Raw genomic sequence first — 21,566 nt, 5'->3', positions numbered from 1 at the left:
CACCGGAGAACCGAGTTGGGTTCCACACCTGAGAGAATGAGTTCATGGCCTCTGATCGTCCCCGCGTGCTCTCCGGCATCCAGCCCACCGCAGGCTCGTTCCACCTCGGCAACTACCTTGGCGCCGTGCGCCAATGGGTCGCCCTCCAGGAATCGCACGACGCCTTCTACATGGTCGTCGACCTGCACGCGATCACCGTTCCGCAGGACCCCGCCGAACTGCGTGCCAACACCCGGCTGGCCGCGGCCCAGCTGCTGGCCGCCGGCCTCGATCCGGACCGCTGCACGCTCTTCGTACAGAGCCACGTGCCCGAGCACGCCCAGCTCGGCTGGGTCATGAACTGCCTCGCCGGATTCGGTGAGGCGTCCCGCATGACGCAGTTCAAGGACAAGTCCGCCAAGCAGGGCTCCGACCGCGCCACTGTCGGCCTCTTCACGTACCCGATCCTCCAGGTCGCGGACATCCTGCTCTACCAGGCCAATCAGGTCCCGGTCGGCGAGGACCAGCGTCAGCACATCGAACTGACCCGCGACCTCGCGGAACGCTTCAACGGCCGCTTCGGCGACACGTTCACCATCCCGGCGCCGTACATCCTCAAGGAGACGGCGAAGATCTTCGATCTCCAGGACCCGGCGATCAAGATGAGCAAGTCGGCGTCGACGCCGAAGGGCCTGATCAACCTGCTCGACGAGCCCAAGGTGACCGCCAAGAAGATCAAGAGCGCGGTCACGGACACGGACACCGTGATCCGTTACGACGCGGTCGAGAAGCCGGGCGTCAGCAATCTGCTCTCCATCTACTCCACGCTCACCGGCGAGACCGTCGCCGAGCTGGAGAAGAAGTACGAGGGCAAGATGTACGGCGCGCTCAAGACGGACCTCGCCGAGGTGATGGTGGAGTTCGTCACGCCGTTCCGCACGCGCACGCGGGAATACCTGGACGACCCGGAGACGCTGGACTCGATCCTGGCGAAGGGCGCGGAGAAGGCCCGTACGGTCGCCGCGGAGACGCTCGCACAGGCGTACGAGAAGGTCGGTCTGCTGCCCGCCAAGCACTGATCGCGCGGGCCCGGCCCGAAGTCCGGACCAAGGACTCTGGCCACGAGGGCGGCCTGCCCGCCACACTGCACACTGGCAGCACCACACAGGACGACGTACCGGACGACGGAGGAGAACGACGTGGGGACCGTAACGCTCGGCGTTTCGATCGCGGTCCCGGAGCCGTACGGCAGCCTGCTCCAGGAGCGGCGCGTGAGCTTCGGGGACCCGGCCGCCCACGGCATCCCCACGCATGTCACCCTCCTGCCACCCACCGAGGTCGACGCGGCGCTGCTGCCGGCCGTCGAGGCGCACCTCGCCGCCGTCGCGGCGTCCGGGCGCTCCTTCCCGATGCGGCTGGCGGGTACGGGTACGTTCCGTCCGCTCTCCCCGGTCGTCTTCGTGCAGGTCGTCGAGGGTGCGGCGGCCTGCGCACGGCTCCAGAAGCGGGTCAGGGACGGGTCGGGGCCGCTCGTGCGCGAGCTCCAGTTCCCGTACCACCCGCACGTCACGGTGGCCCACGGCATCTCCGAGGAGGGCATGGACCGGGCGTACGAAGAGCTCTCCGACTACGAGGCGGAGTGGGCCTGCGCCGGGTTCGCGCTGTACGAACAGGGTGCGGACGGGGTGTGGCGCAAGCTGCGCGAGTACGCGTTCGGGGGTGGGCCGGCGGGTGTCGTGCCGGCGCAGAACTCACCGGTGGACCAGCCCGCGGCGCCTTCGCTGCGGTCCTGAGCCCCGGGGAAGCGCCTGGCGGGGCCGTTCCCGCCTGCCCGCGCCTTTCCGGGCCGGTGCGGGCGGGTCAGCCGGCCGCTGGACCGTGACGCTCGGCGGGAAAGAGCCGACCGACACGTCCCCGGCCCCTCACCGGCCGGTTCGGCCCCCGCCCCCGGCCGCTCACCGACCCACACGTCCCCGGCCCCTCACACCGGCAGCCGCCGGAACAGCGGGCGGGGCAGGTGGCGCAGGGCCGCCATCACCGCGCGCAGCTCTCCCGGTACCCACACCACCTCCGAGCGCCGCCGCAGCCCCGTCTCGATCGCCGTGGCCACCGCCTCCGGCGTGGTCGCCAGTGGGGCTTCCGGCAGGCCGGCCGTCATCTTCGAGCGGACGAATCCGGGGCGTACGACCATGACGTGCACGCCCGTCCCGTGCAGCGCGTCACCCAGGCCCTGCGCGAAGGCGTCCAGGCCGGCCTTGCTCGACCCGTAGATGAAGTTCGCGCGGCGGGCGCGCTCGCCCGCCACCGACGACAGCACCACCAGCGAGCCGTGGCCCTGCCCCTGGAGCGCCTTCGCGCACACCAGGCCGGCCGAGACGGCCCCTGTGTAGTTCGTCTGCGCGATCCTGACCGCCGACAGCGGCTGTTCCTCGTCGCGCGCCTGGTCGCCGAGTACGCCGAAGGCCAGCAGCACCATGTCGATGTCCCCCTCGGCGAACACCTTGCCGAGCTTCTCCTCGTGGGCGCAGGGGTCGAGCGCGTCGAAGGCGACGGTACGGACCTCGGCCCCCAGCGCGCGCAGTCCGGCGGCCGCCGTTTCGAGGGCGGGGGAGGGCCGGCCGGCCAGCCAGACCGTACGGGTGCGGCGTGCGATCAGGCGGCGGGCCGTGGCCAGGGCGATCTCCGACGTGCCGCCGAGGACGAGCAGGGACTGGGGGGTGCCGAAGGCGTCCTTCATGAATGCGCTCCTGAGGCTGCTGGGACGAAAGCCGGGCGGACGGTGAAGGGTCCGCCCCGTCAGAGGAAAAGCCGGCGGGACAGCGAACGATCCGCCCCGTCAGAGGGAAAGCCGGCGGGACAGGTCCGACGTGAACACGCCGCGCGGGTCGATTTCGGCGCGCAGTGCCCGGAAGTCCGCCAGCCGCGGATACATCGCGGCCAGCAGGTCCGGCCGCAGCCGGGAGTCCTTGGCCAGGTAGACGCGGCCGCCGGCCGCCACCACTTCCTCGTCGAGCCCGTCGAGGAAGCCGTCGAGCCCCGCCAGCCCCGCCGGGATGTCCAGCGCGAGCGTCCAGCCGGGCACCGGGAAGGAGAGCCAGCCGGGATCGCCGTCCCCGAACCGTTTCAGTACGGCGAGGAACGACGGGCAGCCCCGCCCCGAGATGCGCCCGACGATCCGGCGCAGCGCCTCCTCCTGCCCGTACCCGACGACGAACTGGTACTGGACGAATCCGCCGCGCCCGTAGACGCGGTTCCAGTGCGGGACGCCGTCCAGCGGGTGGAAGAACGTCGACAGCTTCTGGATCTCGCCGGTGCGGCGCGCGCGGGGCGCCCTGTGGTACCAGAGCGCGTTGAACAGCCCCACGGACCCACGGCCGAGCAGCCCTTCCGGTACGAAGCCGGGCGCGGCCGGGAGCCTGCCCGGCCGGAACGCGAGCGGCTCCCGGCGGGCGCGCGCCGGGAGCGCGTCCAGCGGGGCGTGATCCCCCCGGGTGAGCACCGAGCGCCCCATGGCCGCGCCGCGCGCGAGCAGGTCGATCCAGGCGACCGAGTAGCGGTAGCGGTGGTCGGTGGCGGTGAGACGGGCCATCAGGTCGTCGAGGTCGGTGGCGCGTTCGGTGTCCACCGACATCAGCGACGTCTCGACGGGGAGCAGTCGAACGGTCGCCGAGAGGATGACGCCGGTCAGGCCCATGCCGCCCGCAGTGGCGTCGAAGAGGTCCGTTCCGGAGGGGGCGGTCCGTACCTCGCCGTCGGAAGTGAGCAGATCGAGCGAGACGACGTGGCGGGAGAAGGACCCCGAGCCGTGATGGTTCTTGCCGTGGATGTCGGCGCCGATCGCGCCGCCGACCGTCACGTACCGCGTCCCGGGCGTCACCGGCACGAACCAGCCGAGCGGCAGCAGCACTTCCATCAGCCGGTGCAGGCTCACGCCCGCGTCGCACACCACGACGCCCGCCCGGGCGTCGATCGTACGGACTCGGTCGAGGCCGGTCATGTCGAGTACGCAGCCGCCCGCGTTCTGCGCCGCGTCTCCGTACGCCCGGCCGAGTCCGCGCGCGATGCCGCCGCGCGCCCCGTCCGCCGCGCAGTCGAGGACCGCGTCCGCCACCTCCTCGTACGAACGCGGCCGGACGAGGCGGGCCGCGGTGGTCGGGGCGGTGCGGCCCCAACCGGTCACTTCCACAGGGGCGGTGTCGACAGGCATGACAGTGACCGTATCGCCCCTAAACATCATAGTTCAGTAATCGCCTGGTGTGCTGCGCAAATGGGTGATTGGTGGTGTGTCGTCGGCAATTAACATGACTAGTCTGCTTAATCCGAGCAGAGTCGCCCCTTGCCTGAGCCCGGCCGACCGGCCGGGTCGCCGCTACGGAAGAGGGGTGACAGATGCGAGAGGTTGATCGCTGTCTGCTGTCGGCCATGCGGGACTGCGGTACGGACCCACGCGTGGCGGCCGCCGCCCGGGGGCTCTCCTGGTGCGGTGAGCACGGCGCCGTCTGGATCGCCGCCGGCCTGCTGGGCGCGGGGGCCGACCACCAGCGACGGCACGCCTGGCTGCGCGGGACGGCGCTGATCGGCGCGGCGCACCTCGCGAGCATGGCCGTCAAGCTGGCGGTACGCCGGGCCCGCCCTCAACTCGCCGTCCTGGAGCCCCTGGTGAGTACGGCCGGACGGCACTCCTTCCCCAGCTCCCACGCGGCGTCGGCAGCCGCCGCGGCCGTGGCCTTCGGTGTGCTGCGCCCGGCCGGCCACCGCGTGGTGACGCCGCTGGCCGCCGCGATGTGCGTGTCCAGGCTGGTGGCCGGCGTCCACTACCCGACGGATGTGGTGGCCGGTGTCCTGCTCGGCGGGATCACCGCCGGCCTCGGCGCGGCCTGGATGACCGGTCCGGTGGCCGCCCCCCCAACCGCCCACGCGGCCTCACCTGTCTGCCCGACGTCACTCCTCACTCCAGCCGCCGGCGCTGTAGGTGCGGCTGTCGCCGAAAGGGGCGCCGCGCATGTCTGAGCGCAGCAGCACCACCGGCACCACCACCAAGACGACGACCACGAACACCACGAACACCGTGAGCACCACCACAACAGCCGCCGCCCCCGCCGTCATCGGCCGGCCGCGCCGCACCGCGCCCCGCCGGGCGCCGGGACGACGGCCGCTGAGCCTGCCCGCCGCCCTGCTGCGCACCGTACGCCCCCGCCAGTGGGTCAAGAACGTCCTGGTCCTCGCCGCACCCGCCGCCGCGGGCGAGCTGGACTCGTACCTCGCGGTGGGGCGACTGGCCGTCGTCTTCGTCCTGTTCACCGCCGCCGCGGCCGCCGTCTACCTGATCAACGACGCGCGCGACGCCGAGGCCGACCGCGCGCACCCCGTCAAGTGCCGCCGCCCCGTCGCGGCCGGGCAGGTCCCCGTACCCGTGGCGTACGCGACCGGGGCTCTGCTCGCCGTTCTCGCGCCGGTCGCGGCGGCTCTGCTCTGCGACGCGATGACGGCCGCCCTGCTCACGGCGTACGTCGTCATGCAGCTCGCGTACTGCGTGTGGCTCAAACACGTCCTCGTCGTGGACCTCGCCGTCGTCACCACCGGCTTCCTGATGCGCACCATGATCGGCGGCGTGGCGCTGCACATCCCGCTCTCCCGCTGGTTCCTGATCACCGCGGGCTTCGGAGCGCTCTTCATGGTCGCGGCGAAACGTTACTCCGAGGCCGTGCAGATGGCGGGACGCCCGGAGAAGCGCGGCGCCACCCGCGCCCTCCTCGACGAGTACACCACCGGCTACCTGCGCTTCGTCTGGCAGCTCGCGGCCGGGGTCGCCGTGCTCGGGTACTGCCTGTGGGCCCTGGAGAGCGGCGGCACGGCGAACGGCGGTCTGCTGCCGTGGCGCCAGCTGTCGATGGTCGCGTTCATCCTCTCGGTGCTGCGGTACGCCGTGTTCGCCGACCGGGGCACGGCCGGGGCCCCCGAGGACGTCGTGCTGCGCGACCGGGGACTCGCGGTCATCGGCCTCGTATGGGTGGCGTTGTACGGGCTCGCGGTGGCCGATCTGTGAGAGGGCCGGCCGCGAGGGGCGTGAGCCTGTCCGAGCTGCGCGGCTTCGTGCTGGCCGGCGGGTGCGCGTACACCGTCGACCTCGCCCTGTTCGTAGGGCTGCGCGGCCCGCTGGGGTGGGACCCGCTCGCAGCGAAGGCGGTGTCCTTCGTCGCCGGGTGCTCGGTCGCGTACGCCGGGAACGCGCTCGGCACCTACCGGCGCAGGGCGACGGGCCGCGGCCGGGCCCGGCGGTACGCGCTCTTCTTCGCCGTCAACGTCGCCGGAGCGCTCGTACAACTCCTCTGCCTCGCCGTCTCCCACTACGGTCTCGGCCTGACCTCGCCGCGGGCCGACACCGTCTCGGGAGCGGTCGTCGGCATGGCGCTCGCTACCTGTCTGCGCTTCTGGGGGACACGGACGCTGGTTTTCGTCCCGGAGGGTAGGCGCACGTCATGGACTGGCTGAAGAACCTGCCCGTCGTCGGCCCCTACGTCACGCGGCTGTCGGCGACGCACGCATGGCGCACGTACGAGACGCTCGATCGCGTCCACTGGACCCGGCTGGCCGCCGCGATCACCTTCATCAGCTTCCTCGCGCTCTTCCCTCTGATCACCGTCGCCGCCGCGATCGGCGCGGCGCTGCTCTCCGACGATCAGCTGCACCGTCTGGAGAGCAAGATCGCCGAGCAGGTGCCGGGCATCTCCGGGCAGCTCGACCTCGCGTCCCTCGTGGAGAACGCGGGCACCGTCGGCGTCGTCGCCGGTGCCCTGCTGCTCTTCACCGGCATCGGGTGGGTCGGCTCGATGCGGGAGTGCCTGCGGGCCGTCTGGGACCTGGACGACGCCGACGACGGCAACATCTTCCTGCGCAAGCTCAAGGACGGCGGGGTACTGGCCGGCCTCGGCCTCATCGGGCTCTCCTCCTGGGCCGCCTCCTCGATCGGCTCGACGGCCGTCGACTGGACCGCCGAGCGGACCGGCGTGTCGGACAGCGGCGCGGGCGGCGTGCTGTTGCAGACCGCCGCACTCGCCCTCGCGGTCGGCGCGGACTTCCTGATCCTGCTGTACGTCCTGACCCTGCTGCCGGGCGTGCAGCCGGTCAGGCACCGGCTGATCACCGCGTCGCTGATCGGCGCGATCGGCTTCGAGCTGCTCAAGGTGCTGCTGGGCAGCTATATGAAGGGCGTCGCGGCGAAGAGCATGTACGGGGCGTTCGGCGTACCCGTGGCGCTGCTGCTGTGGATCAACCTCACGGCGAAGCTGCTGCTGTGCTGCGCGGCCTGGACGGCGACGCGGCACGACCGTGAGCGGGCGGCGGACGAGGAGCGGGCGGCGGGCGGGAAGAAGGCGGAGGAGACACCGACCGGCACCCCACCCGCCGACACCCCGTCGCCCGGCACCGCACCCACCGGCACGTCGCCCGACACCCCACCCACCGACACCCCCCAGGAGCGGCCCGGCACCCCGCCCCCTAGGGGCGCGGGCGGCGGCGCGTCAGGGCGGGCAGCGGCCAGCGCCGGTTGACCAGGAAGACCCCGGCGGCCAGTACCACCAGCACGCCGCCCGCCACCGCCAGCGCGGTACCGACGCCGCTGGCGGCGTCGTCGCTCGCCGCGAGCCGCGTCCGCGCGTCGTCGGCGGCGGCAGCGCTGTCACTCGCGCCGCCCCCCTTGGCGCTCTTGCCGCCCCCGCCCGGCGCGGTCGGCGCGCCCCCGCCCGTCGCCGCGGACTTCGGCGGCACCAGCTCCCCGACCGGCGTGACCTTGCCCGCGGCCTCGAAGCCCCAGTCCAGCAGGCGGGCGGCCTCCTTGTAGACGGCGCTGCCCTCGCTCGCGGACGGGTTCATGACCGTCACGAGCAGCACCTTGTCACCCCGCTGCGCGACACCCGTGAACGTCGCCCCCGCGTGAGTGGTGTTGCCGTTCTTGACGCCCGCCATGCCCTTGTACGGCTCGACACCCCAAGCCCCCGTCAGCAGACGGTTCGTGTTCTGGATCTGGAAGCTCTCGCGCTTCTTCCCCTTCTTCTTCTCGCCGGGGAACGTGGCGCTCGCCGTCGAGCAGTACTCGCGGAAGTCCTTCTTCTGCATGCCGCTGCGGGCGATGAGCGTCAGGTCGTACGCGCTGCTGACCTGGCCCTTCGCGTCGTAACCGTCGGGCGAGACGACGGTGGTGTCCAGTGCCTGGAGCTCGTCCGCGTGCGTCTGCATGTCCACGACGGTCTTGTCCCACCCCCCGTTCATCTCCGACAGGACGTGCACGGCGTCGTTGCCCGACCGCAGGAACACGCCCAGCCACATGTCGTGGACGGAGTACGTGTGGTCCTCCTTGATGCCCACGAGGCTGCTGCCCTCGCCGATGCCGGCCAGGTCGGTGTCCTTCACCTTGTAGACCTGCGACTTGGACAGCCGCGGCAGGACCGTGTCGGCGAAGAGCATCTTCAAGGTGGACGCGGGCGGCAGCCGCCAGTGGGAGTTGTGCGAGGCGAGTACGTCGCCGGATTCGGCGTCCGCGACGATCCACGACCGGCCGCTCAGCTCCTTCGGGAGAACGGGCGCCCCCCGGCCGAGCTTCACCTGCGTACCCGGCAGGCCGAGTTGCGCGCCGCCGACCGTCGACATCATCGCGGGGGGCTGCGGCTGCCGTTTGCCGGGCTTGTCGTCCGTTGGCGCCGCGTGCGCGGGCAGTGCGGTGAGTGCGGGCAGCAGCGCGGCGGAGAGGACCGTCAACGCGGTCTTTTTTACGACGGACACGAACGAGAACGTACAGGGCACCGGGGTGGTTGTGGACATGGCGGTGGTGACCCGCCGCGACGTGCGCCGGGTGGGCGCAGCAAGGATGTTCCCACCCCGGCGGCGGGGGTCCGGGACCTGCGGCGATACTGGGCCCATGAAGCTCAGCCGTTCCGTCTCCTGGTTCCTGCTCGCCTTCGGGGTGTGGAGCTGGTTCATCTGGGTCACTTTCGTCAAGAATCTGGCGAAGGACAGCAGCGGGCTCGCCTTTGACGACGCGGGTGACCCGACCACGTACTTCTGGGTCCATCTGCTGCTCGCCGTCACGTCCTTTCTTCTGGGGACGGCTGTTGGGGTGATCGGGTTCCGTGGTGTGCGGGCCCTGCGACGTGAGCGGAGCCAGGGATAACTGTGGTCGTCGTCTTCGTACTCGTCGCGCTGTCGGTCGTCGCCCTGCTGGCCGGGGCGCACTGGTACGTCTGGCGGCGTCTGGTCCGTGACACGACCGCGCCGGGCAGCGTCCTGCGCCGGGTCGGCACCGTGGCGGCGGTGCTGCTGCCGGTGCTGGCGGTCGGGGCCCTGGTCGGGGCGCGGGCCGGCGCACCGTTCTGGGTGCAGCAGGTGGTGGCCTGGCCGGGGTACCTGTGGCTGGCCGTGCTGCTGTACCTCGTGATGGCGCTCGTGGTCGGCGAGGCGGTGCGGCCGCTGCTGCGGCGGGCGCTGCGGCGGCGGGAGCCCGCGGCCCCGGCCGACGGGACCCCGGCCGCCGGTTCCCCCCCGACGGGTCGCGGCCCGGACGCCGGTGCGGGGCAGGCCGCCCCGCCGCGCGCCGCCGCCGGGGCGGCCGCCGCCCCCGCGCCGGGCCCGGGCGACACGGACACGGTGACGCAGCCCGCGCCGCCCGTACCCGTGGCACCGGTCGCGCCCGGCGGGCCCGGCGGCTCCACGGCTTCCGGGGACTTCTCGCGCCGGCTGTTCGTCTCGCGGGTGGTGGGGGCGGGCGCGGCCGCGGCGGCGCTGGGAACGGTGGGATACGGGACGTACGGCGTGATGCGGGGCCCGCGGCTGAAGCGCGTCCGGGTGCCGCTGGCCAAACTGCCGCGTTCCGCGCACGGGTTCAGGATCGCCGTCGTCAGCGACGTACACCTCGGCCCGGTCCTCGGGCGCGCCCACACGCAGCGGATCGTCGACACGATCAACTCCGCCCAGCCCGACCTGGTCGCCGTAGTGGGCGACCTGGTCGACGGCAGCGTGGCCGACCTGGGCCACGCCGCCGAGCCGCTGGCGCGGATCAGGTCCCGGCACGGAACCTTCTTCGTGACCGGGAACCACGAGTACTTCTCCGGCGCCGAGCAGTGGGTCGAGCACGTGCGCGAGCTGGGCATGCGGCCCCTGGAGAACGACCGCGTCGAGATCGCCGGCTTCGACCTCGCCGGTGTGAACGACATCGCGGGGGAGAGCGAGGGCCAGGGCCCCGACTTCGTACGGGCCCTGGGCGACCGGGACCGTACCCGCGCGTCGGTCCTTCTCGCCCACCAGCCGGTGGTCGTCCACGACGCGGTACGCCACGGAGTGGACCTCCAGCTGTCCGGCCACACGCACGGCGGCCAGCTCTGGCCGGGCAACTACATCGCCGCCCGGGCGAACCCCACGGTGGCCGGTCTGGAGCGGTACGGCGACACCCAGCTGTACGTCTCGCGGGGCGCCGGCGCGTGGGGCCCCCCGGTGCGCGTGGGCGCGGACTCCGACATCACGGTGGTCGAACTGGCATCCCGCCAGGCGTAGCGCACGGGCATGAACCGCACTCTCCTGCGTGACGCCCGGCGACCGCGAGCCGACTCGTCCCCCGAAAGGGTGAGCGGGACGGGCAACTGACCTTTCCTCGGGCGCAGTTCGTGTGGTTGGCTGGTGCGGATCTCCGGGGGGAGTGCGGATCTTACGCATGCCGGCAGGTGGGCGACGAGGAGAGCGCGGCAGTCATGAGGTCGGTCCGATTACGGATTATCGCCATGGTCACGGTCCTGCTCGCCGCCGGTGTCGGTGGCTGGCAGCTGTTGTCCCCGGGGGGCGGGAACGACGCCCCGATCAAGGTCGGTACGACCGACGACGTCTCGGGACTCGATCCCGCCGGTGCGTACGACGCCGGATCGTGGGCGCTCTACAGCAACCTGTACCAGTCGCTGATGACCTTCGACCCGGGCGCCGCCTCGCCGGTTCCGGACGCCGCGAGCCGCTGCGGCTTCGTCGACGAGACGCTCCGGACGTACGAGTGCGAGTTACGTGACGACCTGACCTTCTCCAGCGGGCGCCCGCTCACCGCCGAGGATGTCAAGCACTCCTTCGACCGGGTCCTCGCGATCAGCTCCGACGTCGGGCCCAAGTCCCTCTTCGCGTCGCTGAAGTCCGTCAGGGCCGAGGGCCTCACGGTCACCTTCGACCTCTCCAGCCGCGACGCCACCTTCCCGTACAAGGTCGCCACGGGCGCGGGGGCCATCGTCGACCGCGCCGCGTACCCGGCGCGCAAGCTGCGCAGGGGTGACGAGGTGGACGGCTCGGGACCGTACGTCCTCAAGTCGTACGAGAAGGGCGTCGGCGCCCGGCTGGAACCCAATCCCAGGTACCGGGGAGCGGTCGAGCAGGTCAAGAACGCGATCAGTGTCCGGTACTTCAAGGAGTCCGAGCACCTGGACAGGGCGTGGAAGGCCAAGAAGGTCGACGTCACGCACCGGCAGATGCCGCCGTCGGTGATCGCCCGGCTCGCACCGGGCGATCCGGACCTGCGGATCAACGAGGCGGGCGGTTCGGAGATCCGCAACCTGGTCTTCAACGTCCGCAAGGACTCGCCGCTGGCCGAGCGCGCCGTGCGGCAGGCCGCCGCCGCGCTCGTCGACCGCTCCGGCATCGCCTCGTCGATCTACCACGGCACCGTGGAACCGCTCTACTCGCTGATCCCGCAGGGCGTCACCGGCCACAGCACGCCCTTCTTCGACCGGAACTCCACGCACGACGCGGCGGCGGCCCGGCAACTGCTGCTCGGCGCCGGCGTGCAGACCCCGGTCCGGATCGACCTCGGGTACGCGCTGGGCGGTGCGGCCAGGCAGGAGGCGGCCGAGCTGAAACGGCAGCTCGAAAGCGGCGGCCTGTTCGCGGTGCGGCTCGTGGAGAAGGACCACTGGGAGGACTTCCAGGCCGACTACATGGCGGGCCGGCTCGACGCGTACACCGTCGGCTGGGTCATGGACTTCCCCGACCCCGACAACTTCAGCCAGCCGCTCGTCGGCAGCGGGAACAGCCTCGGCAACGGCTATGCGAACCGCGAGATCGACCGGCTGATCCTGGACACCCAGCGGTCGAGCGAGCGGGGCCGCACGGCGGAATCCTTCAGGAAGCTCCAGCTGATCGTGGCGCGGGACGTGCCGCTCGTGCCGCTGTGGCAGAAGAAGGACTACGTACTGAGCAGCAAGGACGTCTCCGGCGGGCAGTACTTGTCGGACGGTACGGGCGTGTGGCGCCTGTGGGCGCTGGACTGGCTGTAGAGGCGGAGGCTCAGGCCGTCTTGCGCGCTGCCGCCGCCTGGGCCATCCCCGGCAGGAAGTCCGTGAACAGCTCGTGCACTTCGCGTACGAGCGGACGCAGCACCCGGAAGCGGGCGAGCGCGACCCCGCGCGTGGTGAGGCGGGCGCCGCGTTCGGCGAGGCGGTAGCTGCGCTCCCGGTCCTCGGACCGGTCGAAGACCCAGTACAGGACGAGTCCCATCTGGGAGAGCCACATCAACTCGGGGAGGATGTCCCGCAGTTCCTCGGCGACCTTGGCCTTGGAGCCCGCGAGCACCTCCCGGTGTACGGCGATGGCCGCCTCGCGGGCGTGCTCCGACTCCGGGGAGAAGGGGCTCAGCGGGCTCTCCGGGTCGGCCGCGTTCTTGAAGAACTGGGCGGCGAACTCGTGGTACGGCGCGGCGATGTCCAGCCACGCCTTCAGCACCCCGGCCAGCCGCGCCTCCAGGTCGGTCTCCTTGTCCAGTACGGGGCGGACCGCCGCCTGGTGTTCGGCGGCGATCCGGTCGTAGAAGCCCTGGACCAGGTGTTCCTTGGAGCCGAAGTAGTAGTACGCGTTCCCTGTGGAGACTCCCGCCTCCTTGGCGATCGCCCGCATGGTCGTCTTGTCGTAACCGCGGTCCTGGAAGAGCTGGAGGGCGGTTTCGAGGATGAGCGTGCGGGTCTGCTCGCTCTTGGGGGCCTTGTCTTCAGTCACGGTGTCCGAGCCTAACCGGATACCGCGCACCGGTCGTCGCAGGGCACCGGGACGCCTGCTCCGGCCGTCGCACCCGTGCCCGCCCCGGCCATCCTCGCGTCGCGGTACTTGGCCGCCGCGAGCATCGTCACCCGTACGAAGGGGGCGCCGGCCGGGGTGGCGAGCCAGTGGGCCTTGGCGCGGTGGTCGGCCAGCGCCCAGAGGCAGACCACCCAGGCGGCGAGGCCGCCGTAGACCTGGCCCTTGTCGCCGATGACGGTGATTTCGCGCAGGGTGCGGTCGTGGTCGAGAACGGGGAACCTGCGCCGCGCTTCGACCGACCCCGCCGGCACCAGGTCCAGCGGCACGAGCCGGCGCTGGCGCAGCAGCCAGTTGTGCAGGTGGACGCAGAGGGGGCACTGGGCGTCGTACAGGATCGTCAGCCCGCTGACGGTCAGTCGGCTCATCGTGCTCACGCCCCGGCGGGCACGGTGGTGGTCCAGCCCTGCGGCGGGACCGGGGGGAGCTGCTCACGCTCCATGAGGGAGCGCCGGCGGATCTTGTTGAGGACCCAGACGTTTCCGAGGTGCATGACGCCGAGGACCAGCAGTACGACACCGAGCTTCACCGAGAGCGCCTCGAAGAGCCCGCGGGCGTTCTCGACGGCGTCCGCCGCCTTCAGGTAGAGGGCGACGAAACCGAGGTTGACGAGGTAGAAGCCGACCACCAGGAGGTGGTTGACCGCGTCGGCGAGCTTCTCGTCCCCGCGCAGGACGCTGGCGATGAAAATGCGCCCGTTGCGGCTGAGGGTGCGTGCGACCCAGACGGTGAGCGCGACGCTGATCAGCAGGTACGCGACGTAGGCGACAACAGTGAGGTCCATACCCCACCCCTTCTTGAACGTGTTCAAAAGGCTGGCAGGAATGAATCTAGGCTGATTTTTGAACATGTTCAAGTCAGTGGGCGCGCTTCATTAAGGTCTCTTCTGGATAATCCGCCTCGGATCGAATTGCTCTACGCTGGCAGGTATGACCGCCATGACGCCCGCGCGCACCGAACCGGACCTGTCGTTCCTCCTCGACCACACCAGCCACGTCCTGCGGAGCAAGATGTCCGCCGCCCTGGCGGAGATCGGCCTCACCGCCCGCATGCACTGTGTGCTCGTCCACGCCCTGGAGGGGGAGCGCACCCAGATCCAGCTCGCCGAGATCGGCGACATGGACAAGACCACGATGGTGGTGACGGTGGACGGCCTGGAGAAGGCGGGCCTGGCCGAGCGCCGCCCCTCCAGTACGGACCGGCGGGCCCGGATCATCGCCGTCACCGACGAGGGTGCCCGCGTCGCCGGGAAGAGTCAGGAGATCGTCGACCGCGTGCATCGCGACGCCCTGGCCACACTCCCCGAGGCGGACAGGGGAGCCCTCCTGCGCGCCCTGAACCGCCTGGTCGACGACGGTCTGGCGAGGCCCGTCGAGGCCCCGCGCACCGCCCGCCGGGCGCGCCAGTCCAGGTAGGTCCCGAGGCGGAGCCAAAAGTAAGACCGAAAAAAATAGTCTGCAACAAAACCATCTGCTACGGTCTCTCCTGTCGCCCCAACTGACAGGAGAGACCGCATGTTTGCCGCATCCGACTCCGCGCCGCCGCCCGCTTCTCCCGCCGCCCCGCGCTCGCGCCGGCTCGCCCTCGGGGTCATCGCCACCGGGACGCTGATGATCATCCTCGACGGCTCCATCGTGACCGTGGCGATGCCGGCCATCCAGAACGACCTGGGCTTCACCCCCGTCGGCCTCAGCTGGGTGGTCAACGCCTACCTCATCGCGTTCGGCAGCCTGCTCCTGCTGGCCGGGCGGCTCGGCGACCTGATCGGCCGCAGGCGCATGTTCCTGGCCGGCACCGCCGTCTTCACCGCCGCCTCGCTGCTGGCCGGAGTGGCGACCTCGCCCGCCGTACTGGTCGCCGCCCGCTTCCTCCAGGGCATCGGCAGCGCGATGGCCTCCGCCGTCAGCCTGGGCATCCTCGTGACGCTGTTCACCGAGCCCAGGGAGCGCGCCAGGGCCATCGCCGTCTTCAGCTTCACCGGGGCGGCGGGAGCGTCCATCGGCCAGGTCCTCGGCGGCGTACTCACCGACGCGCTGAACTGGCACTGGATCTTCTTCATCAACCTGCCGATCGGGCTCGCCGTCCTCGCGATCGCCGTGCGCGTCCTGCCCGGTGACCGCGGCCTCGGCCTGAGGGCGGGCGCGGACGTCCTCGGCGCCGCCCTGGTCACCGCCGGCCTGATGCTCGGCATCTACACCGTCGTCAAGGTCGAGGAGTACGGCTGGACCTCGGTGCGCACCCTCGGCCTCGGCGCCCTCGCCGCCGTACTGCTCGCCGCGTTCCTCGTCCGTCAGGCCACCGCGAAGAACCCGCTGATGCCGCTGCGGATCTTCCGCTCGCGCAGCGTCTCCGGCGCCAACCTGGTCCAGATCCTGATGGTCGCCGCGCTCTTCTCCTTCCAGATCCTGGTCGCCCTCTACCTCCAGAAGGTGCTCGGATACGGCGCCGCCGAGACCGGCCTCGCGATGCTCCCGGCAGCCGCCGTCATCGGTGCCGTCTCCCTGGGAGTCTCCGCCCGCCTGAACGCCCGCTTCGGTGAGCGCAACGTCCTGCTGGCGGGCATCGTGCTCCTCGTCGGCGTCCTCGCCCTCCTCACCCGCGTCCCCGTACAGGCCAGTTACGCCGTCGACCTCCTCCCGGTCATGCTGCTCGCCGCCGGCTTCGGTCTCGCGCTGCCGGCGCTGACCACACTCGGTATGTCCGGCGCGAACGAGGAGGACGCCGGTCTCGCGTCCGGCCTGTTCAACACGACCCAGCAGATCGGCATGGCCCTGGGCGTCGCCGTCCTGTCCACCCTGGCCGCCTCCCGGACCGAGAGCCTCGCGGCGGACGGCCGGACTGCGGCCGAGGCCCTGACCGGCGGCTACCACCTCGCCTTCGGGGTCGGCGCCGGGCTCCTGGTCACCGCCTTCGCGGTCGCCTTCACGATGTTGCGCCGCCCCGAGCGGCAGGCCGCGCAGGAGCCCGAGCGGCAGGCCGACCCGGAGCCGGCCGCCGACGCGCCCGCTCCCGCCCACGCCGCGGCCGTCTGACCCGCCTTCTCACCCCGCCCCACCCGACAACCCGGCCCCACCCCACCGCACCGAACCGCAAGCCACCCCGACCACCGAAAGGCTGCATCCCATGAGCGAGAACACCGCCACCGAGACCACCACCGGCACCACGAAGAACGACGGCCCGGCCCCCCGGGTGCTCACCGACCAGGAGCTCTCCCTCCTGATGAGCCGGCAGCAGTTCGGCGTACTCGCGAGCGTCAGGAGCACCGGCCACCCGCACCTGTCGACCGTCCTCTACGACTGGAACGCCGAGGAGCGCGTCCTGCGGGTCTCCTCCACCGCCGACCGCCTCAAGGTCCGCCAGCTGCGCCGCGACCCGCACACCTCACTGCACGTCAGCGGCCCGGACGTCTGGTCGTTCGCCGTGGCGGAGGGCGAGGCGGAGATCGTCGACCCGGCCGACGGGGCGGCCCCCGGCGAGCAGCCGCTGCCCGACCGGCGCGTGGTGATCCTGATCCGGGTCTCCCGCCTGTACGGGACCGCCCTGGACATCCCCTCCCAGGACTGAGGAAGCAGTGCGTACCCCTGATTCGGGGCCGGCCTCAGGCGCAGAGCGAGCGGGCGTAGTTGACCTGGCCCATGACCAGGGGAAACGTATGGGGGCCGAGGGCCGGGACGACCGTGGAGTGGTGCCGGCCGCCGCTGGTCACCGTGACCTGGACGTAGCCGGTGGTGACCTTCTCCTTCATCAGCAGGAAGAGCAGCCCCAGCAGGCAGAAGACGAAGAAGACGACGGCCAGCACGATCGCGACCGCCGGCATCCTCTCCTCCGTGCGGGACATGTCGGTGACCGTCCACACCGCGCCCTTGAGCGGCATCGTGCCGGACGGGGTGACGATCGAGTCGGGCATGACGGTGATGTCACCGACCGACATGAGCGGCGCGGCGGCGAAACCGGGCGGCGGTCCGGCGTACGGCACCGGATGCTGCGGGTAGCCGTAGCCCGGGGCGGCGTCGGGGTAGCCGTAGCCGGGGACCGGGCCCCACTGGTAGGCGCCGTTCGGGTCGCCGTCCGCCGCGTACGGGTTCGGATCACTCATGGTTCCGTGCTCCCCTCGGCCTGCTGCGCATTCCCCCCGATCCTGGCACAGAACGGCCCCGCCGCCCGGAAGAACCGGGCAACGGGGCCGTCGTGCGCGTACGGATCAGCAGCGTCCGGAGCCGGACACGGCCAGGATCAGAAGCGACGCGTGATCAGCGCGCGCTTCACTTCCTGGATCGCCTTCGTGACCTCGATACCGCGAGGGCAGGCGTCCGTGCAGTTGAACGTCGTACGGCAACGCCACACGCCGTCCTTGTCGTTCAGGATCTCCAGGCGCTGCTCGCCGCCCTCGTCACGCGAGTCGAAGATGAAGCGGTGCGCGTTGACGATCGCCGCCGGGCCGAAGTACTGGCCGTCGTTCCAGAACACCGGGCACGAGGACGTGCACGCGGCGCACAGGATGCACTTGGTGGTGTCGTCGAAGCGCTCGCGGTCCTCGGCGGACTGGAGACGCTCGCGCGTCGGCTCGTTGCCCTTCGTGATGAGGAAGGGCATGACGTCGCGGTACGCCTGGAAGAACGGGTCCATGTCGACCACGAGGTCCTTGAGGACCGTGAGGCCCTTTATGGCCTCGATCGTGATCGGCTTCTCCGGGTTGATGTCCTTGATCAGCGTCTTGCAGGCGAGCCTGTTCTTGCCGTTGATCCGCATCGCGTCGGAGCCGCAGATGCCGTGCGCGCACGAGCGGCGGAAGGTCAGCGTGCCGTCGGTCTCCCACTTGATCTTGTGGAGACCGTCGAGCACACGCTCCTTCGGGTCGATCTCGATCGGGAAGTCCTGCCACTCGGCCTCGGCGGAGATCTCCGGGTTGAAGCGGCGGATCCGGAACGTGACCGTGATGTACGGCGAGGGGACGGCCGCGGGCTTCGCGTCGTCGACCTTGTCCAGAGTCGGGGTAGCCATCAGTACTTACGCTCCATCGGCTGGTAGCGGGTCTGGACGACCGGCTTGTAGTCGAGACGGATCGACTCGGTGCCGTCGTCGCCGACCTCGCGGTACGCCATGGTGTGGCGCATGAAGTTGACGTCGTCGCGGTTCGGGAAGTCCTCGCGGTAGTGACCGCCGCGGGACTCCTTGCGCGCCAGGGCGGAGACGGCCATGACCTCGGCCAGGTCGAGCAGGTTGCCCAGCTCGATGGCCTCCAGCAGGTCGGTGTTGAACCGCTTGCCCTTGTCCTGGATCGAGACGTTGAGGTAACGCTCGCGCAGCTCGCCGATCTTGGCGACGGCCGTCTTGATCGTCTGCTCGGTACGGAACACCATCACGTTGGCGTCCATCGTCTCCTGGAGCTCCCGGCGGATGTCGTGCACCCGCTCGGCCCCGGTGTTGCTGCGCAGGCGCTCGACCTGCGCGACGACGAGCGACGCCGGGTCCTCGGGAAGCTCGACGTAGTCGTTCGCCGCCGAGTACTCGGCGGCGGCGATGCCGGCGCGCTTGCCGAAGACGTTGATGTCGAGCAGCGAGTTGGTGCCCAGACGGTTCGCGCCGTGCACCGAGACGCAGGCGACCTCACCGGCGGCGTACAGACCGGGAACGACCGTGGTGTTGTCCGCGAGGACCTCACCCCTGACGTTCGTCGGGATGCCGCCCATGGCGTAGTGCGCGGTCGGCTGGATCGGGATCGGGTCCGTGTACGGCTCGATGCCCAGGTACGTACGCGCGAACTCGGTGATGTCGGGGAGCTTCGCGTCGAGCTGCTCCGGCGGCAGGTGCGTGAGGTCGAGGAAGACGTGGTCGCCCTCGGGACCGCAGCCGCGGCCCTCACGGATCTCCGTGTAGATGGAGCGCGAGACGACGTCACGGGACGCGAGGTCCTTCATGACCGGCGCGTACTTCTCCATGAAGCGCTCGCCGTCCTTGTTGCGGAGGATGCCGCCCTCACCGCGGGCGCCCTCCGTCAGCAGGATGCCCATGCGCCAGATGCCCGTCGGGTGGAACTGGAAGAACTCCATGTCCTCCAGCGGCAGCCCGCGACGGTACGCCGCGGCCTGGCCGTCACCGGTCAGGGTGTGGGCGTTCGACGTCACCTTGAAGAACTTGCCGGTGCCGCCGGAGGCGAAGATGACGGCCTTCGCCTGGAAGACGTGGATCTCGCCGGTCGCCAGCTCGTAGGCGACGACGCCCGCGGACTTGCGGACCCCGTCGACCTCCTGCATCAGCAGGTCCAGGACGTAGAACTCGTTGAAGAACTCCACGCCCTCCTTGACGCAGTTCTGGTACAGCGTCTGGAGGATCATGTGGCCGGTGCGGTCCGACGCGTAGCAGGACCGGCGGACCGGGGCCTCGCCGTGGTTGCGGGAGTGACCGCCGAAGCGGCGCTGGTCGATGGTGCCGTCCGGGGTGCGGTTGAACGGCAGGCCCATCTTCTCCAGGTCGAGGACCGAGTCGATGGCCTCCTTCGCCAGGATCTCGGCGGCGTCCTGGTCGACCAGGTAGTCGCCGCCCTTGATCGTGTCGAAGGTGTGCCACTCCCAGTTGTCCTCCTCCACGTTCGCCAGCGCGGCGGCCATGCCGCCCTGCGCGGCGCCCGTGTGGGACCGGGTGGGGTAGAGCTTCGTCAGCACGGCGGTGCGGCTGCGCTTCGTCGACTCGATGGCCGCGCGCATGCCCGCGCCACCGGCGCCGACGATGACGGTGTCGTACTTGTGAATCTTCATGGGTGGATTACCTCAGCCCCGGGCCTAGCGGATGTTCGGGTCGAAGGTGAAGATCACCAGCGTGCCCAGAAGGACGGTGAACACCGTGGCGGTGTACAGCAGGTTCTTCAGCCAGAAGCGGGTGTTCGGCCGCTCCGCGTAGTCGTTGATCACGGTACGCAGGCCGTTGGCGCCGTGCAGCATCGCCAGCCACAGCATGAGCAGGTCCCAGGTCTGCCAGAACGGCGAGGCCCAGCGGCCGGCCACGAAGGCGAAGCCGATCTTGGACACGCCGCCGTCCAGCACGAGCTGGATCAGCAGGTGGCCGAGGACGAGGACGACCAGCACGATGCCGGACAGCCGCATGAACAGCCAGCCGTACAGCTCGAAGTTCGTGCGCGTCGACCTGGGTGTCTTCTTGGTACGAGCGCGGGGGGCCTCGATGAGGGGAGCCGGGTTGTCGACGTCGTACAGGCTCTCACCCTCGACGGGGCCAACCGCGGAATTGGTCTCGATCGACATCTGCGTCAGCTCCCGAAGACTTCGCGTACGGCGTGGCCGAGCACGGGGTAGAGGGCGCCTGCCATCAGCACGATCCAGATGCCCATGACGGCCCAGAGCATCTGCTTCTGGTACCTGGTGCCCTTGGACCAGAAGTCCACGGCGACGACCCGCAGGCCGTTCAGCGCGTGGAAGAGGATGGCGGCGACAAGTCCGTACTCGAGCAGGGCGACGAGAGGGGTCTTGTAGGTGGCCACGACATCGTCGTATGCCTCGGGAGAGACGCGGACGAGAGCGGTGTCGAGGACATGCACGAACAGGAAGAAGAAAATGAGGACGCCGGTGACTCGATGAGCCACCCAGGACCACATACCTTCCCGGCCGCGATACAGCGTTCCAGCCGGCACGGAAAAACCCTCCGGGAGCGGGGATAGGGGCCATGCCGGCTTCAGTGTCGGTCTGGCCCGGCCGGGTACGGTCCACCGGCCCCGGCCATCGTAGCGACGACTTGTCGGTTCGTTCGCGCGGGGTCCACTGGTGTGATCAAAGAGGCAATCAAACAGCCACGGACGGGCTATCGGGGCGGTCCCCGCAACCGCTGTGGCCTGCGAGATCGGTGTTTGTCGGACAAACATCCGCTTTCCCGGGATCCGAAACAAGATGGGCGAGCCGTCCCCGTGCGAGCCGGCGCAGCTCGTCGGCGGCGACCACCCGTTCCTCCTCAGCCTCGTTGCCCAGCCGTGACCGGATGCCCGCCAGGACGTGGTCGAGCCGCTCCTCGGGCCGGTAGCCGTCCAGGCAGATCACGAAGGCGTGGCCGAAGCTGCTCTCGTACGCCGCGTGGGCCGCGCGCAGCGCCGTGAGCGCGGCGGGGGGAGCGCCCTCGCCGAGACCGGTGGAGGACTCCCTGGTCAGCGCGTCGGCGATCTCGTCCCGTGACAGGTCGTACGCCGCCTCGTCGGCCGCGGCCAGCAGCGCGTCGACATCCGGGTACGGGCGGTGGGCGGCGACCCGGCGCGCCCAGCGCAGGCTGGCGCAGCAGGTGATCAGTGCGGCCTCGGCGGCGTCGCAGGGCGCGGCGTTGAACCGGTCGAGACCGGCGGCGACGGGCCCCCGGCACTGCGCGGGTACGGCCGTGCGTCCCGGCGATTCGCTGGACAGCGGGAGCTCCTCGGAAGGGGGCCGGCGGGGAGGGGTGGGGCGGACGAGACCGGGAAGGCTGGGACGGAAGGGACGCAACGCTATCGACGCTCCGGTAAGGCTGTC

At 70.8% G+C, this 21,566-nt stretch carries 24 protein-coding genes; 12 read left to right on the top strand and 12 right to left on the bottom strand.

Going from position 1 to position 21,566, the window contains the following annotated elements:
• The first annotated feature begins 44 nt into the window (after nucleotides 1–44).
• Both trpS and AS594_RS13775 read left to right on the top strand, forming a co-directional pair.
• On the top strand, nucleotides 45–1,058 hold the full coding sequence (trpS, locus tag AS594_RS13780) for a tryptophan--tRNA ligase (RefSeq protein ID WP_069927324.1): 1,014 nt from the start codon (nucleotides 45–47) through the stop codon (nucleotides 1,056–1,058).
• A gap of 120 nt (nucleotides 1,059–1,178) precedes the next feature.
• The gene (locus tag AS594_RS13775; protein ID WP_069927323.1) at nucleotides 1,179–1,772 is read left to right on the top strand and encodes a 2'-5' RNA ligase family protein; all 594 of its coding nucleotides are present in this window, start codon (nucleotides 1,179–1,181) and stop codon (nucleotides 1,770–1,772) included.
• A gap of 188 nt (nucleotides 1,773–1,960) precedes the next feature.
• On the opposite strand, the gene AS594_RS13770 is transcribed toward AS594_RS13775, so the two are convergent.
• Nucleotides 1,961–2,716: a decaprenylphospho-beta-D-erythro-pentofuranosid-2-ulose 2-reductase gene (locus AS594_RS13770; protein ID WP_069927322.1), complete on the bottom strand. Its 756-nt coding sequence runs from the start codon at nucleotides 2,714–2,716 to the stop codon at nucleotides 1,961–1,963.
• 99 nt (nucleotides 2,717–2,815) lie between these two features.
• A complete protein-coding gene (locus AS594_RS13765) occupies nucleotides 2,816–4,186 on the bottom strand; it encodes a decaprenylphosphoryl-beta-D-ribose oxidase (protein WP_069927321.1) in 1,371 nt (456 codons plus the stop codon).
• 182 nt (nucleotides 4,187–4,368) lie between these two features.
• Between AS594_RS13765 and AS594_RS13760 the strand changes: the two genes are divergently transcribed.
• The 4 genes from AS594_RS13760 to AS594_RS13745 are packed head-to-tail and all read left to right on the top strand — an operon-like array spanning nucleotide 4,369 to nucleotide 7,529.
• Nucleotides 4,369–4,989 carry a phosphatase PAP2 family protein gene (locus tag AS594_RS13760; protein WP_079144611.1) on the top strand — a complete coding sequence of 207 codons (621 nt, stop codon included), beginning with the start codon at nucleotides 4,369–4,371 and terminating at the stop codon, nucleotides 4,987–4,989.
• Nucleotides 4,982–6,025 carry a decaprenyl-phosphate phosphoribosyltransferase gene (locus tag AS594_RS13755; protein WP_079144612.1) on the top strand — a complete coding sequence of 348 codons (1,044 nt, stop codon included), beginning with the start codon at nucleotides 4,982–4,984 and terminating at the stop codon, nucleotides 6,023–6,025. The genes AS594_RS13760 and AS594_RS13755 overlap by 8 nt, the downstream gene beginning before the upstream one ends.
• Nucleotides 5,986–6,471 (top strand): GtrA family protein, encoded by a 486-nt coding sequence (locus tag AS594_RS13750; RefSeq protein WP_079144613.1) that lies wholly within the window; start codon nucleotides 5,986–5,988, stop codon nucleotides 6,469–6,471. Before AS594_RS13755 ends, AS594_RS13750 begins: the two co-directional genes overlap by 40 nt.
• On the top strand, nucleotides 6,459–7,529 hold the full coding sequence (locus tag AS594_RS13745) for a YihY/virulence factor BrkB family protein (RefSeq protein ID WP_079144614.1): 1,071 nt from the start codon (nucleotides 6,459–6,461) through the stop codon (nucleotides 7,527–7,529). Before AS594_RS13750 ends, AS594_RS13745 begins: the two co-directional genes overlap by 13 nt.
• On the opposite strand, the gene AS594_RS13740 is transcribed toward AS594_RS13745, so the two are convergent.
• Complete coding sequence (locus tag AS594_RS13740; protein WP_240509006.1) at nucleotides 7,477–8,757, bottom strand: D-alanyl-D-alanine carboxypeptidase family protein; 1,281 nt, start codon at nucleotides 8,755–8,757, stop codon at nucleotides 7,477–7,479. The two genes, AS594_RS13745 and AS594_RS13740, sit on opposite strands and share 53 nt — an antisense overlap.
• Before the next feature lie 136 nt (nucleotides 8,758–8,893).
• Here AS594_RS13740 and AS594_RS13735 point away from each other — a divergent pair, with 136 nt between their 5' ends.
• The 3 genes from AS594_RS13735 (at nucleotide 8,894) to AS594_RS13725 (ending at nucleotide 12,272) form a co-directional block, all read left to right on the top strand.
• The gene (locus tag AS594_RS13735; protein WP_069927318.1) at nucleotides 8,894–9,145 is read left to right on the top strand and encodes an SCO4848 family membrane protein; all 252 of its coding nucleotides are present in this window, start codon (nucleotides 8,894–8,896) and stop codon (nucleotides 9,143–9,145) included.
• A 2-nt stretch (nucleotides 9,146–9,147) separates the two neighbouring features.
• Nucleotides 9,148–10,521 (top strand): metallophosphoesterase, encoded by a 1,374-nt coding sequence (locus AS594_RS13730; RefSeq protein WP_069935112.1) that lies wholly within the window; start codon nucleotides 9,148–9,150, stop codon nucleotides 10,519–10,521.
• A 194-nt stretch (nucleotides 10,522–10,715) separates the two neighbouring features.
• Entirely contained in the window at nucleotides 10,716–12,272 is a 1,557-nt protein-coding gene (locus AS594_RS13725; RefSeq protein WP_069927316.1) for an ABC transporter substrate-binding protein, read from the top strand.
• Nucleotides 12,273–12,282: 10 nt separating this feature from the next.
• Here the strand turns inward: AS594_RS13725 and AS594_RS13720 are convergent, their stop codons facing one another.
• The 3 genes from AS594_RS13720 to AS594_RS13710 are packed head-to-tail and all read right to left on the bottom strand — an operon-like array spanning nucleotide 12,283 to nucleotide 13,849.
• A complete protein-coding gene (locus tag AS594_RS13720; protein WP_069927315.1) occupies nucleotides 12,283–12,987 on the bottom strand; it encodes a TetR/AcrR family transcriptional regulator in 705 nt (234 codons plus the stop codon).
• 11 nt (nucleotides 12,988–12,998) lie between these two features.
• Entirely contained in the window at nucleotides 12,999–13,433 is a 435-nt protein-coding gene (locus AS594_RS13715; RefSeq protein ID WP_079148209.1) for a thiol-disulfide oxidoreductase DCC family protein, read from the bottom strand.
• A gap of 5 nt (nucleotides 13,434–13,438) precedes the next feature.
• A complete protein-coding gene (locus AS594_RS13710) occupies nucleotides 13,439–13,849 on the bottom strand; it encodes a hypothetical protein (protein WP_069932913.1) in 411 nt (136 codons plus the stop codon).
• Nucleotides 13,850–13,994: 145 nt separating this feature from the next.
• Between AS594_RS13710 and AS594_RS13705 the strand changes: the two genes are divergently transcribed.
• From AS594_RS13705 to AS594_RS13695, 3 genes are all read left to right on the top strand, one after another.
• Complete coding sequence (locus AS594_RS13705) at nucleotides 13,995–14,480, top strand: MarR family winged helix-turn-helix transcriptional regulator (protein ID WP_069932914.1); 486 nt, start codon at nucleotides 13,995–13,997, stop codon at nucleotides 14,478–14,480.
• A gap of 99 nt (nucleotides 14,481–14,579) precedes the next feature.
• Entirely contained in the window at nucleotides 14,580–16,097 is a 1,518-nt protein-coding gene (locus tag AS594_RS13700) for an MFS transporter (RefSeq protein ID WP_069935111.1), read from the top strand.
• A 91-nt stretch (nucleotides 16,098–16,188) separates the two neighbouring features.
• A complete protein-coding gene (locus AS594_RS13695; RefSeq protein WP_069927310.1) occupies nucleotides 16,189–16,629 on the top strand; it encodes a pyridoxamine 5'-phosphate oxidase family protein in 441 nt (146 codons plus the stop codon).
• A 34-nt stretch (nucleotides 16,630–16,663) separates the two neighbouring features.
• Here AS594_RS13695 and AS594_RS13690 read toward each other — a convergent pair whose 3' ends face one another.
• From AS594_RS13690 to AS594_RS41050, 6 genes are all read right to left on the bottom strand, one after another.
• Nucleotides 16,664–17,161, bottom strand: a complete 498-nt coding sequence (locus AS594_RS13690; RefSeq protein ID WP_069927309.1) for a hypothetical protein — start codon at nucleotides 17,159–17,161, stop codon at nucleotides 16,664–16,666.
• Between the two features lie 137 nt (nucleotides 17,162–17,298).
• Nucleotides 17,299–18,066: a succinate dehydrogenase iron-sulfur subunit gene (locus AS594_RS13685; RefSeq protein WP_069927308.1), complete on the bottom strand. Its 768-nt coding sequence runs from the start codon at nucleotides 18,064–18,066 to the stop codon at nucleotides 17,299–17,301.
• Nucleotides 18,066–19,820 (bottom strand): succinate dehydrogenase flavoprotein subunit, encoded by a 1,755-nt coding sequence (gene sdhA, locus AS594_RS13680; RefSeq protein ID WP_069927307.1) that lies wholly within the window; start codon nucleotides 19,818–19,820, stop codon nucleotides 18,066–18,068. The genes AS594_RS13685 and sdhA overlap by 1 nt, the downstream gene beginning before the upstream one ends.
• Nucleotides 19,821–19,844: 24 nt before the next feature.
• Entirely contained in the window at nucleotides 19,845–20,321 is a 477-nt protein-coding gene (locus AS594_RS13675) for a succinate dehydrogenase hydrophobic membrane anchor subunit (RefSeq protein WP_069927306.1), read from the bottom strand.
• A 5-nt stretch (nucleotides 20,322–20,326) separates the two neighbouring features.
• The gene (gene sdhC / locus AS594_RS13670) at nucleotides 20,327–20,707 is read right to left on the bottom strand and encodes a succinate dehydrogenase, cytochrome b556 subunit (RefSeq protein WP_079144618.1); all 381 of its coding nucleotides are present in this window, start codon (nucleotides 20,705–20,707) and stop codon (nucleotides 20,327–20,329) included.
• Between the two features lie 148 nt (nucleotides 20,708–20,855).
• Entirely contained in the window at nucleotides 20,856–21,539 is a 684-nt protein-coding gene (locus AS594_RS41050) for a 2-oxo-4-hydroxy-4-carboxy-5-ureidoimidazoline decarboxylase (protein WP_240509005.1), read from the bottom strand.
• Nucleotides 21,540–21,566: the final 27 nt, after the last annotated feature.

It is taken from the genome of Streptomyces agglomeratus (assembly GCF_001746415.1).
GTDB classification, from domain to species: Bacteria; Actinomycetota; Actinomycetes; order Streptomycetales; family Streptomycetaceae; genus Streptomyces; species Streptomyces agglomeratus.
The sequence above is the reverse complement of the archived record's forward strand: the minus strand, read 5'-3'. Positions and strand labels throughout refer to the sequence as shown.

Excerpts from the sequence above, each read along its gene's own strand:
- sdhA (WP_069927307.1), bottom strand. The coding sequence starts at position 19,820 with ATGAAGATTCACAAGTACGACACCGTCATCGTCGGCGCCGGTGGCGCG.
- AS594_RS13675 (WP_069927306.1), bottom strand. The coding sequence starts at position 20,321 with ATGTCGATCGAGACCAATTCCGCGGTTGGCCCCGTCGAGGGTGAGAGC.
- AS594_RS13755 (WP_079144612.1), top strand. The coding sequence starts at position 4,982 with ATGTCTGAGCGCAGCAGCACCACCGGCACCACCACCAAGACGACGACC.
- AS594_RS13735 (WP_069927318.1), top strand. The coding sequence starts at position 8,894 with ATGAAGCTCAGCCGTTCCGTCTCCTGGTTCCTGCTCGCCTTCGGGGTG.
- AS594_RS13690 (WP_069927309.1), bottom strand. The coding sequence starts at position 17,161 with ATGAGTGATCCGAACCCGTACGCGGCGGACGGCGACCCGAACGGCGCC.
- AS594_RS13685 (WP_069927308.1), bottom strand. The coding sequence starts at position 18,066 with ATGGCTACCCCGACTCTGGACAAGGTCGACGACGCGAAGCCCGCGGCC.
- AS594_RS13715 (WP_079148209.1), bottom strand. The coding sequence starts at position 13,433 with ATGAGCCGACTGACCGTCAGCGGGCTGACGATCCTGTACGACGCCCAG.
- AS594_RS13705 (WP_069932914.1), top strand. The coding sequence starts at position 13,995 with ATGACCGCCATGACGCCCGCGCGCACCGAACCGGACCTGTCGTTCCTC.
- AS594_RS13710 (WP_069932913.1), bottom strand. The coding sequence starts at position 13,849 with ATGGACCTCACTGTTGTCGCCTACGTCGCGTACCTGCTGATCAGCGTC.
- AS594_RS13745 (WP_079144614.1), top strand. The coding sequence starts at position 6,459 with ATGGACTGGCTGAAGAACCTGCCCGTCGTCGGCCCCTACGTCACGCGG.
- AS594_RS13750 (WP_079144613.1), top strand. The coding sequence starts at position 5,986 with ATGGGTGGCGTTGTACGGGCTCGCGGTGGCCGATCTGTGAGAGGGCCG.
- AS594_RS13700 (WP_069935111.1), top strand. The coding sequence starts at position 14,580 with ATGTTTGCCGCATCCGACTCCGCGCCGCCGCCCGCTTCTCCCGCCGCC.
- AS594_RS13765 (WP_069927321.1), bottom strand. The coding sequence starts at position 4,186 with ATGCCTGTCGACACCGCCCCTGTGGAAGTGACCGGTTGGGGCCGCACC.
- AS594_RS13770 (WP_069927322.1), bottom strand. The coding sequence starts at position 2,716 with ATGAAGGACGCCTTCGGCACCCCCCAGTCCCTGCTCGTCCTCGGCGGC.
- AS594_RS13760 (WP_079144611.1), top strand. The coding sequence starts at position 4,369 with ATGCGAGAGGTTGATCGCTGTCTGCTGTCGGCCATGCGGGACTGCGGT.
- AS594_RS13695 (WP_069927310.1), top strand. The coding sequence starts at position 16,189 with ATGAGCGAGAACACCGCCACCGAGACCACCACCGGCACCACGAAGAAC.
- trpS (WP_069927324.1), top strand. The coding sequence starts at position 45 with ATGGCCTCTGATCGTCCCCGCGTGCTCTCCGGCATCCAGCCCACCGCA.
- AS594_RS13725 (WP_069927316.1), top strand. The coding sequence starts at position 10,716 with ATGAGGTCGGTCCGATTACGGATTATCGCCATGGTCACGGTCCTGCTC.